Annotated in this window: 15 protein-coding genes and 1 other RNA gene; 8 read left to right on the top strand and 8 right to left on the bottom strand. The window is 54.4% G+C overall.

Annotation, left to right across the window (positions count from 1 at the left end):
* The first annotated feature begins 556 nt into the window (after positions 1 to 556).
* The 3 genes from D5398_RS04650 to D5398_RS04660 are packed head-to-tail and all read left to right on the top strand — an operon-like array spanning position 557 to position 4,582.
* On the top strand, positions 557 to 871 hold the full coding sequence (locus tag D5398_RS04650; protein WP_120506523.1) for a PTS fructose transporter subunit IIB: 315 nt from the start codon (positions 557 to 559) through the stop codon (positions 869 to 871).
* Positions 864 to 1,991 (top strand): PTS fructose transporter subunit IIC, encoded by a 1,128-nt coding sequence (locus tag D5398_RS04655; RefSeq protein WP_120506524.1) that lies wholly within the window; start codon positions 864 to 866, stop codon positions 1,989 to 1,991. Before D5398_RS04650 ends, D5398_RS04655 begins: the two co-directional genes overlap by 8 nt.
* Positions 1,988 to 4,582, top strand: coding sequence for a glycoside hydrolase family 38 N-terminal domain-containing protein (locus D5398_RS04660; protein ID WP_120506525.1), 2,595 nt, complete (start codon positions 1,988 to 1,990; stop codon positions 4,580 to 4,582). The genes D5398_RS04655 and D5398_RS04660 overlap by 4 nt, the downstream gene beginning before the upstream one ends.
* A 49-nt stretch (positions 4,583 to 4,631) precedes the next feature.
* Here D5398_RS04660 and D5398_RS04665 read toward each other — a convergent pair whose 3' ends face one another.
* From D5398_RS04665 to D5398_RS04700, 8 genes are all read right to left on the bottom strand, one after another.
* Entirely contained in the window at positions 4,632 to 5,375 is a 744-nt protein-coding gene (locus D5398_RS04665) for an SDR family oxidoreductase (protein WP_120506526.1), read from the bottom strand.
* 147 nt (positions 5,376 to 5,522) lie between these two features.
* On the bottom strand, positions 5,523 to 8,396 hold the full coding sequence (gene gcvP / locus D5398_RS04670) for an aminomethyl-transferring glycine dehydrogenase (protein ID WP_120506527.1): 2,874 nt from the start codon (positions 8,394 to 8,396) through the stop codon (positions 5,523 to 5,525).
* Between the two features lie 109 nt (positions 8,397 to 8,505).
* A complete protein-coding gene (gene gcvH, locus D5398_RS04675) occupies positions 8,506 to 8,892 on the bottom strand; it encodes a glycine cleavage system protein GcvH (protein WP_120506528.1) in 387 nt (128 codons plus the stop codon).
* A gap of 62 nt (positions 8,893 to 8,954) precedes the next feature.
* Positions 8,955 to 10,052, bottom strand: coding sequence for a glycine cleavage system aminomethyltransferase GcvT (gene gcvT / locus D5398_RS04680; RefSeq protein ID WP_120506529.1), 1,098 nt, complete (start codon positions 10,050 to 10,052; stop codon positions 8,955 to 8,957).
* 321 nt (positions 10,053 to 10,373) lie between these two features.
* On the bottom strand, positions 10,374 to 11,600 hold the full coding sequence (gene ubiI / locus D5398_RS04685) for an FAD-dependent 2-octaprenylphenol hydroxylase (protein ID WP_120506530.1): 1,227 nt from the start codon (positions 11,598 to 11,600) through the stop codon (positions 10,374 to 10,376).
* Between the two features lie 17 nt (positions 11,601 to 11,617).
* Positions 11,618 to 12,796 carry a 2-octaprenyl-6-methoxyphenyl hydroxylase gene (gene ubiH / locus D5398_RS04690; RefSeq protein ID WP_120506531.1) on the bottom strand — a complete coding sequence of 393 codons (1,179 nt, stop codon included), beginning with the start codon at positions 12,794 to 12,796 and terminating at the stop codon, positions 11,618 to 11,620.
* 1 nt (position 12,797) lies between these two features.
* Positions 12,798 to 14,114, bottom strand: a complete 1,317-nt coding sequence (gene pepP / locus D5398_RS04695; protein WP_120506532.1) for a Xaa-Pro aminopeptidase — start codon at positions 14,112 to 14,114, stop codon at positions 12,798 to 12,800.
* Positions 14,115 to 14,155: 41 nt separating this feature from the next.
* The gene (locus D5398_RS04700; protein ID WP_120506533.1) at positions 14,156 to 14,728 is read right to left on the bottom strand and encodes a YecA/YgfB family protein; all 573 of its coding nucleotides are present in this window, start codon (positions 14,726 to 14,728) and stop codon (positions 14,156 to 14,158) included.
* A gap of 253 nt (positions 14,729 to 14,981) precedes the next feature.
* Here D5398_RS04700 and zapA point away from each other — a divergent pair, with 253 nt between their 5' ends.
* The 5 genes from zapA to ydgU all read left to right on the top strand — a co-directional run bounded on the left by zapA (position 14,982) and on the right by ydgU (position 17,125).
* Positions 14,982 to 15,311 carry a cell division protein ZapA gene (gene zapA, locus D5398_RS04705; protein ID WP_112290630.1) on the top strand — a complete coding sequence of 110 codons (330 nt, stop codon included), beginning with the start codon at positions 14,982 to 14,984 and terminating at the stop codon, positions 15,309 to 15,311.
* Between the two features lie 47 nt (positions 15,312 to 15,358).
* Positions 15,359 to 15,542, top strand: a non-coding RNA gene (gene ssrS, locus D5398_RS04710) — 6S RNA.
* Between the two features lie 39 nt (positions 15,543 to 15,581).
* Positions 15,582 to 16,178 (top strand): 5-formyltetrahydrofolate cyclo-ligase, encoded by a 597-nt coding sequence (locus tag D5398_RS04715; RefSeq protein ID WP_120506534.1) that lies wholly within the window; start codon positions 15,582 to 15,584, stop codon positions 16,176 to 16,178.
* 271 nt (positions 16,179 to 16,449) lie between these two features.
* Complete coding sequence (gene asr / locus D5398_RS04720) at positions 16,450 to 16,926, top strand: acid resistance repetitive basic protein Asr (protein WP_120506535.1); 477 nt, start codon at positions 16,450 to 16,452, stop codon at positions 16,924 to 16,926.
* A gap of 118 nt (positions 16,927 to 17,044) precedes the next feature.
* Positions 17,045 to 17,125 (top strand): small membrane protein YdgU, encoded by an 81-nt coding sequence (gene ydgU, locus D5398_RS25890; RefSeq protein WP_476655299.1) that lies wholly within the window; start codon positions 17,045 to 17,047, stop codon positions 17,123 to 17,125.
* Positions 17,126 to 17,180 lie beyond the last annotated feature (55 nt).

Raw genomic sequence — 17,180 nt, forward strand, 5'->3', positions numbered from 1 at the left:
AAAGCGAACAGGGTTTGTGCAGAACATCACAGCGCTCATTTTCTGATTCCTGTTTACTACAGGTTCACTTTTTGCGGAGCACTTATGTTTTTATCTTCCGATATAAAACGCCTGTTACTGATTCTGCTGACGCCAGTCTGCGGAATAAAAGCGTTTATATTGGGATGCTGCTGTTTTAATTCTGTCGATAATCTGAGTGCAGCCACAGAAGAAAGCGCCGAAATAAATTCTGCGGATTTCAGTGACCAGTGGAAACAACTCTGGTGCTGCGCCGGAAATTCTCTGTTTCAGGAAGTCAAAAAGCCGCCATTTATTTCCCATGCGGATCATAAGGCTATTTCCGTCAGCGTTCGCCTGGTGGTTCAGTTGCGGCAGCTTCTGGAGTTCTGTAATTTATCGCGTTTAGTCAGCCAGTTACGCTGCTGCCATCGTCTGAGCGGCGCGCCGGCCACGGAATCTGATTTTATTTCTGTTGTTTCCCCTGAAGGCACAACGCGCAATTTCGCCGTTGTGCTTTTTTTATGTCTGAAATCACGCCAAACCCGAGGTATTCATTATGTATTTCGTTTGTATTGCTGCCTGCCCGACCGGTGTTGCCCATACTTATATGGCCGCAGAATCGCTTGAAGTACTGGGAAAAAAACGCGGACACGAAATTAAAGTCGAAACTCAGGGGAGTCTGGGGGCAGAAAATGTCATTACCGAAGACGATCTGGCGCGTGCCGACGGCGTTATTCTTGCCGCCGATGTCGCCATCAATAATAAAGAACGTTTCGACGGCATGATCACGCTCGAATGCAGCGTCAGTGATCCGATCAAACACGGCGACGCAGTTTTCGAAGCGATCGAACAGGAGGTCGCAAATGGCTAAATTCAGGGCAGAAGGCAGTGGCGGACACGTCGGTACGGATGTGAAAAATGCCATCATGACCGGCGTTTCTTACATGCTGCCGTTCGTGATCGCCGGTGCGGTGATCATGGGCATCGCGCGTATCGGCGCATCGATGTATGGCATCGATAATATCTGGGACAACAGCCACGCGCAGGCCGCCAGTCAGATTGTGAAACTGTTGCATCAGTTTGACGGTTTCGGCGGGCTGGCGCTTTCGCTGATGCTGCCGATTGTCGCCGGATACATCAGTTTCGCGCTGGCGAATAAACCGGGCATCGCCCCCGGCATGATTGGCGGGCTGCTGGCCAGCAATCTCGGCACCGGTTTTATCGGCGCGCTGGTGGCCGGTTTTGTCGCGGGGTATATCGTCCGCTGGATGGTGCGTTTCATTAAACTGCCGCGTGCGCTGGCCTCCGCCGGCCCCATTTTTATTCTGCCGGTCGGCGGCACGTTGCTGACCTGCATCATCATGGCGTTTGTGGTCGGCACGCCGCTGGCAGCGCTGAATCGCGGTATGGAAGCCTGGCTGATGACGATGTCCGGCACCAATAAAATCCTGCTGGCGGCGGTGATCGGCGGCATGGTCGGGTTTGATCTCGGCGGTCCGGTTAACAAAGCGGCGGTCACCACAGCGATGGCACTGCTGGCTTCCGGCATTTATGACCCGAATACTGCGGCGCAGGTGGCAATCATCATTCCGCCCATTGGCTTAGGCGTCGCGACATTACTGTGGAAAAAGCGTTTCCCCGAATCCCTGCGCGAAGCGGGTAAAGCTTCGACGCTGATGGGGCTTATCGGCGTGTCGGAAGGGGCGATTCCTTTCGCGCTGTCAAATCCTAAAATTATTGTAATTAACGTGGTGGGTTCCGCGCTCGGTGCGGCAATGGCGGTCGGGCTGGGCGCGGTGAACCATGCGCCAATTTCCGGTTTCTACGGCTGGCTGGCGGTAGATGGCTGGCCGGTCTACGTGCTGTCGATTGCCGCTGGCTCGGCGGTGGTCGCTTTCGGATCCTTGCTGGTATTCCGCCACGGTGATACCGAAACCGTGAGTAAACCCGCTGCCTCTGCTGCACCCAAATTTAAGGTGAACCGCCAATGAAAACCGTCCATCTGATTCAGCACACCCACTGGGATCGCGAATGGTATTTCACTGAAAATGATTCCAAAGCCGTCCTTTATTATTTTATGGATGATCTGATTAACCGGCTGGAAGCCGATCCGCAGCTACCGCCTTTCGTGCTCGATGCACAGACGGTGATCCTCGACGATTATCTGGAGGTCGCGCCGGAAAATCTTGCGCGCCTTACCGCGCTTATTCGCGACGGGCAGATCCTCATCGGCCCGTGGTATACACAAACCGATTTTCTGGTGGTGGGCGCGGAATCCATCGCCCGTAATTTGCTGCTGGGGATGGAAGGCGCACGCAAATACGGCACGCCAATGCCGGTCGGTTATGTGCCGGATTCCTTCGGCCAGAGCGCACAGCTGCCGATGTTTCTGAATCAGTTCGGCATCCGTCACGCAGTGCTCTGGCGTGGCTGGAGTGAGCATGACGTCGCCAGAACCGAGTTTATCTGGCACAGCAACGACGGCAGTCAGGTCACTACGGCGGTGCTGCCCTGGGGTTACGGCTGTGCCAAATGGTTACCTGCCGACGCGCAAGAGGCGCTGCCGGTGGTGCTGAAAGTCAGCCACAAACAGGCGCAGTTTGCCGCCACCGACCAGATTCTGTTACCTAACGGCAATGACCAGTCGCCGTTTGAATATCAGGTGCCGGAAATGTTGCAGACGCTGAATCAGCAGCAGGATGATTTTCGCTATGTGAACAGCAGTTTCAGTGACTTTTTTGCGGCGCTGGAAATACAGCGCGAAAAGCTGCCGGATTATCACGGCGAGCTGCTCAGCCCGAAATATATGCGTATCCATCGTGGCATTTTCTCGACCCGCATCGACATCAAAAAACTGAATGCGAAACTGGAGAAAACAGTCAGCCAGTATCTTGAACCGCTGCTGACGGTCAATGCCGCCCTCGGCCTGCCGTATCCGCAAACCACGGTGGACACTATCTGGCGCGAAGCGATGAAATCTCACGCCCATGACAGCATCGGCGGCTGCAATTCGGATCGCGTGAATGCGATGGTGAAAAACCGTCTGCTTTCCGGCCTGGAAATGGCGGAACAGCTGCTGGATCTTAACTTCCAGAAACTCAGCGAAGGGGTCACCGCGACGCAGGACGGCACAAAAATCGTGCTGTTTAACAGTCTGCCACGTCAGCGCAGCGGCACAGTGACACTGACGGTAATGACGCCGGAACGTGATTTCCGCCTGTGCGACAACGAAGGCAATGACTGTCACTGGCAGCTGTTAAGCGAGCAGCCGCAGGATATGTCGACGGTGGTACAGGAGCTGTCGAACAGCACCGAAACTACCTGGTTCCGTAAATGTGAGTTGCAGGTGGAAGTGAAAAATGTCCCGGCTTGCGGCTATACCACGTTGTGGTTTAAGCCCGGTGAAATCTCCCGCCATCTTGCGCATACGGTAAATACTCATCAGCTGGAGAATCATTTTCTGCATCTGCGTGCCGATGCGCACGGCGTGCTGACGCTGACCGACAAACGCAGCGGCCAGCATTATCATCATCTGCTGCAACTGTTGGACGGCGGGGATGCGGGCGATAACTACAATTATTCGCCGCCGGAGGAAGACTGGAAAATTACCGGTGATGACCATTTTCTGGAATGCCATACCGATGGCGGCAGCCTGTTTAACCGGATGGTGTTGCGCTACCGGCTGCCGGTTCCGCAGGATCTGAATTCACGCCAGCAGAGGCTGACGGACGCCGTGCTTGATGTCGCGATAACCCTGACGCTGGCGCACAATTCGCCGGAGCTGAACGTGGATATCACCGTGAATAATCAGATCCGCGATCATCGTTTGCAGGTGTTGCTGCCGACCGGCGCGGCCAGTCGGGTGCATTTCGCCGACCAGCCGTTCGGGCTGATCAAGCGCGATAATCAGCCTGCCGCGATGAAAATCTGGGAGGACGAAAACTGGAGTGAAGCCCCCGCTGCGCTGTATCCGATGCAAAGTCTGGTGATGATGCACGACGAACAACGCGGACTGTGCGCCGTGACCGAAGGACTACGCGAGTATGAAATTCCCGAAGGGCAAAACGACGTACTGGCGATCACTTTACTGCGCAGCGTCGGCTGGCTGGGACGCGCCAACATGCCTTACCGGCCGGGACGCGCGTCGGGCATGGTTCTGCCTTCGCCTGAATCGCAAATCCCCGGCATTCATCATTGTTCACTGGCGGTAATGCCGCTGACTGGCGCGCCTGATGCCGCTTTCTGGCGGCGCGTGGAAGAATGGAAAACACCGATGCTGGCGTATCTGGCCACCGGCTGGTCGCGCTTCCGGCTTAATCCGCACGGGCGAGAATTTCCGGCTGATTATAGTTTGCTGAGCTGGGATACGCCGCTGCATTTCAGCACGCTGAAAAAGTCGCAACGCGGTGAACACTGGGTGATACGCGGGTGGAATCCGGCGGCACAACCGGTGAAAACCGGGGAAGTGAAATCATCGAAAAAGATTACGCCTTCGACGCTGGCGGAAGGGGAACTTAACGGGAAAAGTAACCGTGATTTCACGGAAGCCGGTGAACCGATGACGTTCTTAATCGGGATATAAGTGAGATAAAAAACGGGGAGCGATCCCCGTTTTTCATAATTTATTCTGATTACCTGCCGCCCGCCAGCTCGATAAAGCTGCCGGTCGCATAGGAGGCGGAATCCGACAGCAGCCAGGAAATCGCCTCTGCCACTTCTTCCGGCTGACCGCCGCGTTGCATCGGCAGATTAGCTTTCACGCGATCGACACGCCCCGGCTCACCACCGCTGGCATGCATTTCGGTGTAGATAAGACCCGGACGCACGCAGTTAACGCGAATACCGTACGCCGCCACTTCCAGCGCCAGACCAGTGGTTAAGGTATCCACCGCGCCTTTCGATGCGGCGTAATCCACATATTCACCCGGTGCACCCAGACGGGCAGCCGCCGAAGACACATTCACAATCGCCCCGCCCTTTCCGCCATGCCGGTGCGACATGATTTTCACCGCCTCGCGGCAGCACAGGAAGTAACCGGTCACGTTGGTGGACAGCACTTTGTTGATGCGTTCGGCAGAGAGATTTTCGATGGTTGTCTGCTGGAACAAAATCCCTGCGTTATTCACCAGCGCGGTAATCGGCCCGAGTTCAGCGCTCAACTGTTTGAACATCGCGACAACCTGCGCTTCATCGGCGATATCGGCTTTCAGCGCTATCGCTTTACCACCAGCCTGATGGATTTCATCGATAACAGATTGCGCTGCGATGTCGTTATTAAGGTAATTCACGCCGACGGCGTAACCCTGCTGCGCAAGAAGAATAGCTGTTGCACGGCCAATGCCACGGCTGGCGCCAGTGACGAGAGCAATTTTCATGAGTGACTCCATTGGGAAAATGAAGAAAGTGTAGGAGAAACTGAAAGAAAGGGGAGTTTGGCTTAGCTCCTCGCCCTGCGCAGGGGAGTGAACAATCCAGTTTTTTAGCTCCTCCCCCTGCGAAGGGGGAGGGAGCATACCGCAGTTTTACTCGTAATCTGACATCGGTACGCAGGAACAGAACAGGTTTCTGTCTCCGTACACATCATCCAGACGTTTCACGGTCGGCCAGTATTTATTGTCATAACCGGCCGGGAATACCGCCACTTCGCGGGTGTACGGATGGTTCCAGTCGCTGACTAGCTCGTTCTGCACGTGCGGTGCATTCACCAGCGGGTTGTCTTCCAGCGGCCATTCGCCTTTCGCCACGCGGTCGATTTCACTGCGGATAGCCAGCAGCGCATCGATAAAGCGATCCAGTTCCACTTTGCTTTCTGATTCGGTTGGCTCAACCATCAGCGTACCTGCCACCGGGAATGACATGGTCGGGGCGTGGAATCCGTAGTCGATCAGACGTTTGGCGATATCCATTTCACTGATACCTGTGGTCTCTTTCAGCGGGCGAATATCCAGAATGCATTCGTGCGCCACACGACCATCGCGACCTGTATAAAGCACCGGATAGGCGTCTTTCAGGCGGGTGGCGATGTAGTTCGCATTCAGAATTGCGACCTGGCTGGCTTGTTTCAGACCTTCCGCGCCCATCATGCGGATGTACATCCAGCTGATTGGCAGGATGGAAGCACTGCCGAACGGTGCCGCAGAAACCGCGCCGTTTTGCGTCAGTACGCCATCAATTTGCACCACGCTGTGACCCGGAACGAACGGAGCCAGATGGGATTTCACGCCGATAGGCCCCATGCCAGGACCGCCGCCGCCGTGCGGGATACAGAAGGTTTTATGCAGATTGAGGTGCGAAACGTCCGCGCCGATATAACCCGGCGTCGTGATGCCAACCTGGGCGTTCATGTTCGCACCGTCGAGGTAAACCTGACCACCGTACTGATGCACAATCTGGCAAACTTCGCGGATGGTTTCTTCGTAAACGCCGTGCGTTGACGGATAAGTCACCATGATACAAGACAGTTCGTCGCCTGCTTTCGCGGCTTTCTCACGCAGGTCACTCAGGTCGATGTTGCCTTGTTTGTCGCACGCGACCACCACCACAGTCATACTCGCCATCTGCGCGGATGCCGGGTTAGTGCCGTGCGCTGAACTTGGGATCAGACAGATGTGGCGGCTGCTTTCGTTACGGCTTTCGTGGTAGCGACGGATAGCCAGCAGACCGGCATATTCGCCCTGCGCGCCGGAGTTTGGCTGCATACAAACCGCGTCGTAACCCGTGAGCTGAACCAGCCATTGTGACAACTGGCCAATCATTTGCTGATAACCGCCAGCCTGTTCTGTCGGGCAGAACGGATGCAGTTCAGCGAATTCCGGCCAGGTGATCGGGATCATTTCTGCCGCAGCATTCAGTTTCATGGTGCAGGAACCCAGCGGGATCATCGCCTGATTCAGCGCCAGATCCTTTTTCTCCAGACGGTGCATATAACGCATCATCTCGGTTTCGCTGTGGTACTGGTTGAATACCGGATGGGTGAGGATCGGATCCACACGCAGCATCGCCGCAGGAATGGAGTTGCTGTCGGTCGATGCCGCTTTGTCCAGTTTGTCGATATCCAGACCGTTGTCATCGCCCAGCAGGGCAGCGAACAGCACCTGAACGTCTTCGCGGGAAGTGGCTTCATCGAGGGTAATACCCACCGCGCCATGAATATCCGTACGCAGGTTCAGACCAAAGCTCAGCGCGCGTTCCAGCACGGCGGCTTTATCTTTGACTTCAACGGTCAGCGTGTCGAACCAGGTGTTGTGGCGCAGCGTCAGGCCGCCCTGTTTCAGGCCAGCAGCCAGAATGTCGGTCAGACGGTGAATGCGTGACGCAATGCGCTTCAGGCCTTCAGGGCCGTGGAATACTGCATACAGGCTGGCAATGTTGGCCAGTAAAACCTGCGAGGTACAAATGTTGGAGTTGGCTTTCTCGCGGCGGATATGTTGCTCGCGGGTCTGCATCGCCATACGCAGTGCAGTTTTGCCCGCGGCATCACGGGAAACCCCGATGATACGGCCCGGCATGGAACGTTTGAATTCGTCTACGCAGGCGAAGAAGGCCGCGTGCGGACCGCCATAACCCATCGGCACACCAAAGCGTTGCGCGGAACCGAAGACCACGTCTGCGCCCTGTTTGCCCGGTGCGGCCAGCAGTACGAGTGCCATAATGTCAGCGGCAACGCTGGTGATAATTTTGCGGGATTTCAGCTCAGCCAGCAGCGCCGTGTAATCGTGCACTTCGCCGGTAGTGCCAACCTGCTGTAACAGCACGCCGAACACGCCTTCCAGCTCGAGCACCTTTTCGGCTTTATCGACGATGATGTCGAAACCGAATGTTTCCGCACGGGTACGAACTACGTCCAGCGTTTGCGGATGCACGTCGTCAGCCACGAAGAAACGGTTAGCGTCTTTCAGTTTGCTGGCGCGTTTTGCCAGTGCCATCGCTTCCGCGGCGGCAGTCGCTTCGTCGAGCAAAGAAGCAGAAGCCAGATCCAGACCGGTAAGATCTAACGTCAGTTGCTGGAAGTTCAGCAGCGCTTCAAGACGGCCCTGCGACACTTCCGGCTGGTACGGGGTATACGCGGTGTACCAGCCCGGATTTTCCAGCATGTTGCGCAGGATAACCGGCGGCGTCAGCACCGCGCTGTAGCCCATACCGATATAGGATTTGTAGCGCTGGTTCTGGCTGGCTATGGCTTTCAGCTCAGCCAGAGCCTGATGTTCCGTCACGGCATCGCCGACGGCTGGTGGCCCCGGCAATTGGATATCGACCGGAACGATCTGCTGGATCAGCGCATTTAAGGAATCCGCACCGACCGTTTCCAGCATCTGTTGCTGCTGCTGAGAAGACGGACCGATATGGCGGCCAATAAAGGCTTCGCTGTGTTCAAGTTGGCTGAGAGTCTGAGTCATTTGCTACGCATTCCTGAAATCTGCTGGAGGTGTCTTGGGATACTGACAAAAGCTACGGGTCTGGATCTGCCCCGTAAGCGGGTTACGGGGCGGGTAAAACAGTATTTAATCAGTCTTCAATTGATGCTGAATAGGCCTCTGCATCAAGCAGCTTAGCCAGTTCGCTTTCGTCTGATGCTTTAATCTGGAATAGGAAACCGGTGCCGTATGGCTCGCTATTTACCAGCTCCGGAGAACCTTCCAGTTCGCCGTTAACAGCCACAATTTCGCCGCTGATAGGAGAATAAATATCTGAAGCCGCTTTAACGGATTCCGCCACGGCGCAGTCTTCACCGGCAGCCACTTCACGGCCAACTTCTGGCAGATCAACGAAAACCATGTCGCCCAGTAATTCCTGCGCGTGTTCGGTGATACCTACGGTGTAAACGCCGTTGCCTTCTGAACGAACCCACTCATGGGAAGAGGCGTATTTCAAATCTGCTGGAACATTGCTCATTATATTTTCTCCAAAAAAGTGCTTAATTCAGCGTTAACTGGATAATTTTTATTACGAATTTTTTACTGCACCAGCGGTTTGCCGTTACGGACAAAACCTGGTTTGGTGACTTTTACCGGCATTTCGCGGTTACGGATTTGCACAATGGCGTGTTCGCCAATGCCCGCCGGAACGCGTGCCAGAGCAATACTGTAGCCCAGCGTCGGAGAGAATGAGCCGCTGGTGATCACGCCTTCCAGCGTGTTGCCCGCGCTGTCGGTGAATCGCACCGGCAGTTCGTTACGCAATACGCCTTTCTCGGTCATCACCAGGCCGACCAGCTGTTCGGTGCCCTGCTCGCGCTGTCTTTCCAGTGCGTCACGGCCAATAAAGTTGCGGTCTTCAGGTGTCCACGCGATGGTCCAGCCCATATTGGCTGCCAGCGGTGAAACGCCTTCGTCCATTTCCTGACCGTAGAGATTCATGCCCGCTTCCAGACGCAGTGTGTCGCGCGCGCCCAGGCCGGCAGGTTTCACACCTGCTGCCAGCAGTTTCTGCCAGAAATCAGCCACCTGCTCTTGCGGCAGTGCGATTTCATAACCTGCTTCCCCGGTGTAACCGGTAGTGGCGATAAAGAGATCACCTGCCTGCACGCCGAAGAACGGCTTCATTCCAGCGACCGCTTGTTTTTGTTCTGCGGTAAACAGCGTTTCGGCTTTCTCTTTCGCCTGCGGCCCCTGAACAGCCACCAGCGCCAGATCATCACGCACGGTCAGTTCAATGTCATACGGTTCAGCATGCTGCGAAATCCATGCCAGATCTTTCTCGCGGGTGGCGGAGTTCACCACCAGACGGAAGTAATTTTCATTGAGGAAATAGACAATCAGATCGTCAATCACGCCACCGGAGGCATTGAGCATGCCGGTGTACAGCGCTTTGCCGGGAACGGTAAGTTTGGCGACGTCATTCGCCAGAAGGTAACGGAGGAATTCACGGGTACGTGCACCGTGGAGATCGACAATGGTCATGTGCGAGACGTCAAACATACCGGCATCCTGACGCACGATGTGGTGTTCATCCAGCTGAGAGCCGTAATGCAAAGGCATCATCCAGCCGTGGAAATCGACCATACGCGCGCCGCACGCAACATGTTGTTCATAAAGCTGAGTCTGCTTAACCATCTTATTCCTCATGACGAAAAGGCTGCCTGAAAGTTGAAAATGACAGGGAGCGCAAACGATACCCTTTGTTCGAACTTACCACTGAATCTCCCTGCTAACCATAAGTTAAAATATGCAGAGCGGGATGAATGTCAGTGATTTCACAGGGGCATTGTGCAGAGTTTTTGACTGGCAAACTGAGGTTTATGGCGCAAAATCTACAAATAAACATCAAAAGTATCGATGTTATATAACGACAAGGCCGGATTTCTCACCATTTGCAGAATAAGAAACCCGACCCCGGATTAGAAAATGTAATGGAAAAATTGAGCTGGAATTAGATTATTTCAATCGAACCGAATCGTCCTGTAACCACTCGGGTAAATCGTTCAGCCCCATAGCCTGGCGGACCAGTTTCGGTTTAACGCCCGGCAGGGAATCCGCCAGCGTCAGGCCGATATCGCGCAACAGTTTCTTGGCAGGATTGTCACCGGCAAACAGTTCGCGGAAGCCCTGCATACCCGCCAGCATCAGCGCGGCGCTGTGTTTACGGCGGCGCTCGTAACGACGCAGGTACATATGCTGGCCGAAATCTTTGCCTTCTTTTTGCAGGCGTTTGATTTCTGAAGCCAGTTCAGCGGCATCCATGAAACCTAAATTAACGCCCTGCCCGGCCAGCGGATGCACGGTATGTGCCGCATCGCCGACCAGCGCCAGGCGTTGCCCGGCAAAACTGCGGGCATAACGACCGGTCAGCGGGAAGGTCATACGCTCGCTTTCCACGGAACAAACACCGAGACGCAGGTCAAAGGTGCTGGCGAGGATTTTGTTGAACTCCTGAGGCTCCAGCGCGCTCAGACGTTGCGCCTCATCTGGCGAAACTGACCAGACAATAGAAGACAAATGCGCATCGGCCAGCGGAAGAAATGCCAGAATGCCTTCGCCGTGGAAGACTTGGCGTGCAACAGACTGGTGCGGTTCTTCGGTGCGGATGGTCGCTACCAGTGCATGATGGCGGTAATCCCAGAACGTCAGCGGAATGTCGGCATGCTGGCGCAGCCATGACTGCGCGCCGTCCGCTCCGACCACTAGCCGTGCGCTGAGCTGCCGGTCATCATTGAGGGTAATGAACGCCTCATTTTCGCCCCACGCCACATTCTTCAGGGTCGCTGGTGCGAGCAAAGTGATGTCGGAAGATTTTTCCGCACGTTGCCACAAGGCGCGGTGGATCACCTGATTTTCGACAATGTGGCCAAGATGGCTGAAACCGTACTCTTCGCCGCGAAACGCAATTTTGCCGAAGCTGTCGCGATCCCAAACTTCCATCCCCTGATAGGCATTCGCGCGTTGAGCAATAATGTTGTCCCAGACGCCGATAAATTTCAGCAGACGTTCACTGGCAGCATTAATAGCAGAAACCCGCAAACCCGGCTGTTCCGGTAACGGTGAATCCAGATCCGGCTGCTGGTTTTCCAGCACCGCAACACGCAGGCCGCTGCCCTGTAAACCACATGCCAGCGCCAGACCGACCATTCCGCCACCGGCGATAACCACATCAAAAGATTGCATAATTGTTCCTGTAAGGATTAACGGTCAACCCAACCCAGCGTCCTGCGGGTGAAAGCATCGCGCAACGGCGTGATGCCTTCCATCGCCAGCAGACCGAGGTTACGTCCGACCATTAGCGGCAGCCAGCGGTTGGCAAAGAGATGGATCAGGCCATCGGTTACACCGACGGTTGCCTGCTGATCGGGCTGACGGCGCTGCTGATATTCACTCAGCACGCGATAACTGCCGACATCGGCGCCCTTCGCCGCCGCTCCGGATAGCGTTTCCGCCAGCGTCATGACATCGCGCAGACCGAGGTTAAAGCCCTGTCCGGCAATCGGATGCAGCGTTTGCGCCGCATTGCCGACCAGCGCCAGACGATGGCTGATATGGCTGTTAGCTTTCTGTAATTGCAGCGGATAACTGAAACGTTTACCGGCCTGTTTCATGGTGCCCAGACGCCAGCCAAACGCCTTTTGCAGCTCGCTGAGGAACTGCGCCTCGCTCCAGTTATCGATTTCTTCTTTCGCTTCTCGCGGATGACACCAGACCAGAGAACTGCGGCCATCCGACATCGGCAGCAGCGCCAGCGGCCCGTGTGTTGTGAATCGCTCAAAAGCACGGCCGTTGTGTGGCTCGCTGGTCGCCACGTTAGCGATGACGGCAATCTGACCATAATCTTCACGCTGCCAGCCAATATTGCAGGCTTTTGCCAGCGAAGAATGCGAACCGTCTGCGGCCACAAGCAGCTGTGCGTGCAACGTTTCGCCGGTATCGAGCGTCACGCTGGCTGAATCTTGCGAGCGCGCGACATCGGTGACTTTCGCCGGGCAATGTAGCGTCACGCCGGGCGCCTTTTTCAGCATGCCAAACAGACGCTTGCCAACTTCGTGCAGCTCAACCACCTGCCCCAGTGCTTCTACGCCGTAATGGGCGGCATTGAGATTCACAAAGGCCGCATGACCGCGGTCACTGACGTGAATATCACGGATCGGTGTGGCGATAGCCTTCAGCGCTGGCCAGATGCCGACGCGGGCTAATTGCTGACAGGTTCCTTGCGCCAGCGCAATTGAGCGGGCATCAAAACCCGGATGCCCGTGATGTTCCGGCGCAGTGGCCTCCACCAGATGCACCGGTAAACTGCCTTTCGTCAGCGAGGAAATCGCCAGCGCCAGAGAGGCACCGGTCATTCCGCCGCCAACAATTACGATGCTCATATTATTTCTGTGCCGCCGCCATTAATGCTTCAATATCATCGGCTTCTTTCACCACATCGCCGGTCAGAATTTCAATGCCGGTGGCGGTGATCAGAATGTCGTCTTCGATGCGGATACCGATACCGCGATACGCTTCCGGTACGTCAGCGTCCGGCGCGATATACAGACCCGGTTCAACGGTCAGTACCATGCCCGGTTCCAGCGTACGGCTGCGATCAACTGAGCCATAATGACCGACGTCATGCACGTCCAGCCCCAGCCAGTGAGATAAACCGTGCATGAAGAACTGGCGATGTGCCTGCTCGGCGTAAAGGGTCTCAACGTCGCCTTTCATCACGCCCAGTTTCACTAGACCTTCAATCATGACGCGCACTGCCGCTTCGGTCGCGGCCTGAATGCTGCTGCCCGGCCCGAAGACCTCCAGCGCTTTATATTCTGACGCCAGCACGATGTCGTAGATTTCACGCTGCGCTTTACTGAATTTACCGTTCACCGGGAACGTGCGGGTGATATCACCGGCATAGCCACGATATTCACAACCGGCGTCGATCAGCACTAAGTCACCGTCACGCAGTTCGCATTCGTTTTCGGTGTAATGCAGGATGCAGCCGTTTTCGCCGCCGCCCACAATGGTGTTGTAGGAAGGATAACGCGCGCCGTGGCGGTTAAATTCGTGATGAATTTCGCCTTCAAGCTGATATTCAAACATGCCCGGACGGCATTTTTCCATCGCACGGGTATGAGCCAGCGCGGTGATTTCTCCGGCCCGGCGCATGATGGCAATTTCTTCCGCCGATTTGAACAGGCGCATGTCATGCACCCAGGGACGCCAGTCGATGACGGTTGCCGGAGCAGAGAAGTTCTGACGAAAACCTTTGCGCAGTTTTTCCATTGCACGGTTTACGATTTCGTCGGCATAGGCGTAATCGCCCTGCGCGTGATACATCACATCAAGGCCGTTAAGCAGCAGATGAAGCTGATCGTTGATATCGTCAAAAGGCAACGCTTTAGTCACGCCAAGTTTGGCGGGCGCAGCTTCCTGACCTAAACGACGACCAAACCAGATTTCAGCGGTGAGATCACGTACGCGGTTGAACAGCACGCTGTGGTTATGATTTTCATCACTTTTCACCAGGATCAGCACAGCTTCCGGTTCATTGAAACCGGTGAAGTACCAGAAATCACTGCTCTGACGATACGGGTATTCACTGTCGGCACTGCGTGTTGCTTGCGGCGCAGAAAAAATTATCGCAGCGCTTCCCGGTGCCATCTTCGCTAACAGCGCCTGACGACGATTCTCGTACTCTTGCTGAGTCATCACCTTCTCCTGAAATCGTTTTAATTAATGCATCGTTTTAATTAGTGCAATGTACGGTGATTTTCCGCAGCCGTCGGGCGGCTGTGACCAAATTCACCAAAGCACAAAATGGCAGCGACGCGAACGTACTCCACCACTTCTTCTAAAGATTGCGCCAGTTGTTCCTGATCTTCATCTTCGTCGTAACCAAGTTGCGCGATGCTACGCAAATCGTCGATAGCTTCACCGACTTCACCTTTCACTTTAGCGAGTTTTGGTTGCATCATTCCCAGCCCGAGCAGGAAATGGTTGACCCATCCAGCCAGCGCATCGGCACGCTCAAAGACGTGTTTTTCATCATCAGGCATCAGCATTTTGAATTCGAAGCTGTCATCTTCGAGGGTGTCTGACGTCACTTTGCGCAGTTGCTGTAGCAAATCTGCCAGTGTGTGCGGGAAGGCCATGCCTTCATTAGTCAGATCATGCACCATCGTCAGCCAGCTGCCGTCGCGATTGCCACCGCACAGCAAGCCACTGATCAAACCGTGCATTTCTGCTGCGGTCAAAGCAACCGATTGTTGTTTCAGGTTTTGATCCAACGAATCGTAAGTAGGGTAAGTATTCTCAATAGACATGCGCATTCGCCATCGTTGGCTGGTTAAGTTCGTGTTATGCTACCACCAAGGTCTGTCGTAGTACCAGATTAGCAGCCCGCGATCGGGTGGTATAAGGCATGAATGGCACGCCCTGAACAATCGGGCAGCAGTCAGTCGGTCATGGGGTTGTAACCTGGTATTGAGATAGTTATAGTGGCGCCCGCTTCCAACATCCTGCGCCAGGTCGTAGTGGTCACGTTGGGGCGGACGAATAATTCAGCAGGAAGGTGGCATGTCTGCACAACCGGTAGATATTCAAATTTTTGGTCGCTCTTTACGAGTGAATTGTCCGCCAGAACAACAGGAAGCACTGAATCTGGCAGCTGATGATCTTAATCAGCGGTTGCAAGATCTGAAAGTTCGCACTAGAGTCACCAATACAGAGCAACTGGTTTTCATCGCGGCATTGAACGTATGTCACGAACTTGCTCAGGAAAGGTTGAAAACGCGCGACTACGCATCCAATATGGAACAACGTATCCGGATGTTGCAACAAACCATCGAGCAGGCATTGCTCGAACAAGGCCGGATCTCTGAACGTGAAGGGGCGCCTTTCGAATAACACACGTTGCTGACTGACTGGTCACAGGTCGTCAGAAACGGTAAAAAATTTCTCTGAGATGTTCGCCAGCGGGCCCGTCCCCTGAGCCGATAATTAGTACCAACAGAATGTGATGATCCGTAATCGGTGCGCATGCTCGGTCCGTCCGAGAAGCCTAAAGATTGCGACAGCACGTTCACCTTGAACCATGGGTTCAAGGGTTACAGCCTGCGACGGCATCTCGGAGATTCCCCTTTCTTTTCGGTACATCCCTTTCTGGTGTTTGTATCTATGCCCTACACACCTCTGTTTGCATCAGCCCGACAAACTATCCGCACTGAAATACGTCAACGCAGAAATAATCTGACCGCTGAACAGCAATCGCAATTTGCGCTTCAGGCAGCAGAACGTGTCGCTACACACCCAAAGATTCAATCCGCAAAAACAATTTCCGTCTTTCTGTCCTTTGATGGCGAGCTGGATACAAAACCGCTGATCGACCGGCTATGGCGCGAAGGCAAACAGCTTTGTCTGCCGGTGCTTCACCCTTTCTCTGCGGGCAATCTGCTTTTTCTGCGTTACACGCCCGATACCCCGCTGATCCGCAATCGCCTCAAAATTCTGGAGCCACAGCTGGACGTCACGCAGGTCATTCCATTATCACAGCTGAATATCATCCTGACGCCGCTGGTCGCTTTCGACAGCACCGGACAACGCTTAGGTATGGGCGGCGGCTTTTATGACCGCACCCTTGAGCACTGGCAGGAAAGCGGGGCATATCCGATAGGTCTTGCGCACGATTGTCAGCATGTCGATGCTTTGCCGGTGGAATACTGGGATGTGCCTTTGCCTCAGGTGATTACGCCCGCGAAAGTATGGACATGGTAATGCCAGGCACTAAAACATCACAGTAAAGTACAGATACGGCAGACATATTGTGCAATCCATTTGTATGTTGTAACTAAGCAAGTTATCTTTCTGCGCAGCGCGTAATACATCACAGCTAACTCTTTGAAATAAAGAACATCCTCATTTTATACATACCGTTACACGCCGATACCAATCACTCACGGACAGCGCAAGCCGTCACGCCTATTATTCTCTCACCGGCCCCGCAGTGGGGTGGACACATAAACCAAAAATTCTAAAGGAATTACACATGAAAAAAGTATTAGCTCTGGTTGTAGCCGCTGCAATGGGCCTGTCTTCAGTTGCTTTCGCTGCTGAAACCACTGCAACTCCGGCACCCGCTGCAACAGCGACTACCGCTGCTCCGGCTCATGCGACTAAACATAAAGCACACAAAAAACCTGTGCAAAAAGCTCAGGCTGCCAAGAAACACAAAAAAGCAGCCAAGAAAGCTGCACCGGTAGCTCAGAAAGCTCAGGCTGCTAAAAAACACGTGAAACACGCCAAGAAAGCTGCACCGGTAGCCCAGAAAGCTCAGGCTGCTAAAAAACACGTGAAACACGCTAAGAAAGCTGCACCAGTAGCGCAGAAAGCGCAGGCTGCTAAAAAACACGTGAAACACGCTAAGAAAGCTGCGCCAGTAGCTCAGAAAGCGCAGGCTGCTAAAAAACATGTAAAACATGCTAAGAAAGCTGCACCAGCTGCGAAAGCAACTCCGGCAGCATAAGACGTAACGAAGAAGTCTTCGTGAGCATCACTGCTCGCTCTTATCAAGACTGTTAATTTAACACCCGGTTCGCCGGGTGTTTTTTTCTCCGTTTTTTATTCCGAGGTACTGACAGATGATGCTGCGCCGCTACCAGTTTGAAATCACCCTGTCATCGTTGATCCTTTGTGGTCTGGTCGCCCTCTCCTTTTACTTCTGAATGCTTTCGTTGCCCGGTTATATCCCTCCCGACATTCTTTAATTCCCTGATGCCA

The sequence above is a fragment of the Rahnella bruchi genome, from assembly GCF_003614975.1.
Lineage (GTDB): Bacteria > Pseudomonadota > Gammaproteobacteria > Enterobacterales > Enterobacteriaceae > Rahnella > Rahnella bruchi.